Source organism: Vibrio sp. HI00D65 (genome assembly GCF_001635455.1).
GTDB lineage: Bacteria > Pseudomonadota > Gammaproteobacteria > Enterobacterales > Vibrionaceae > Vibrio.
In genome coordinates this window covers 1-1,225 of sequence record NZ_LWEH01000308.1, presented here as the reverse complement: position 1 = coordinate 1,225, position 1,225 = coordinate 1, and the positions used below count along the sequence as shown (strand labels likewise).

Sequence of the window (1,225 nt, the reverse complement as noted above, 5' to 3'; positions counted from 1 at the left end):
CAATACAGAGGACACTACGGCGCCGTGAGTTTAACTTTTTGTCATTAAGGAATTGGCCAGTCTGGCGGCTTCCTTTGCTTTACCATTAGGGGTAAAAGTGTTAAATTGATCACGTTTTGTTGCTGCATTCGTTCAGTAACTAAACAGAAGTGCATTTAATCTCAAACCAAGGACTTACCTTGCAGGCTTACACTCAAACATTGATTCAACGATTAGACAATCTTAATCAACAGCGCATTGATCGTGCGTTGGCGTTGATGAATGTGCAAGGCCAACGAGTTTTTAACCTTATTCCTGCACTGCTTCATTTCAATCATCCTATGATGCCTGGTTATTACGACCAACAAGTTCCTTTTGGAATTCGTAGCTTCACGCCTAATGAATTCCAAAAGCAATTTGTCTCTGATACTGAACTTACCTTAGGTGGCAAGCTAACCGAGTCTGCGGAGCCCGCAATTCTTGGTTTGTACACCATGGGCAGTACCTCTTCTATTGGTCAAAGCACGTCAAGTGACCTCGATATCTGGGTGTGTGTATCTCCAGATATGGACGGCCCAGCACGCGATAACCTCACTAATAAATGTTTGTTGATTACCGATTGGGCTGAGACCTTAGGTGTTGAAGCTAACTTCTTTTTAATGGATGAAGAGCGTTTCCGTTCAAACCATTCTGAAGAGATGACCGGTGATAACTGTGGCTCTTCTCAGCACTTACTGTTACTTGATGAGTTTTACCGTTCTGCTGTTCGTTTAGCTGGCCAACGCCTGTTGTGGCAAATCATTCCGCCAGAAATGGAAGAGTGCTATGACGAATATGTTCAGGGCTTATGCCAAGATGGTTACCTTGATTGTTCTCAATGGATTGATTTCGGTAAGCTGAATCGCATCCCTGCTGAAGAGTACTTCGGCTCTAACCTGTGGCAGCTCTATAAGAGTATCGACTCACCGTATAAATCGGTGTTAAAGGCGATCTTGCTAGAAGCGTATTCATGGGAATACCCAAATACTCAGCTACTGAGTATTGATACTAAGCGCCGCTTCTTCGCGGATGAACCTGATCTTTATGGCATGGATAGCTACTATCTGATGCTAGAGAAGGTGACTCGCTACCTAGAGCGTATCAACGACCATACTCGATTGGACTTGGTAAGACGCTGTTTTTATCTGAAGACCCACGAGAAGTTGTCACGTGAAGCGGGCATTGGCTCTGTTGCATGGCGTCGTGA

General features: G+C 44.5%; 1 protein-coding gene. It reads left to right on the top strand.

Annotated features, from left to right (window positions below):
• Nucleotides 1–179: 179 nt before the first annotated feature.
• The coding region (locus A3712_RS19385) for a class I adenylate cyclase (protein WP_197465866.1) at nucleotides 180–1,225 on the top strand (1,046 nt) is incomplete at its 3' end.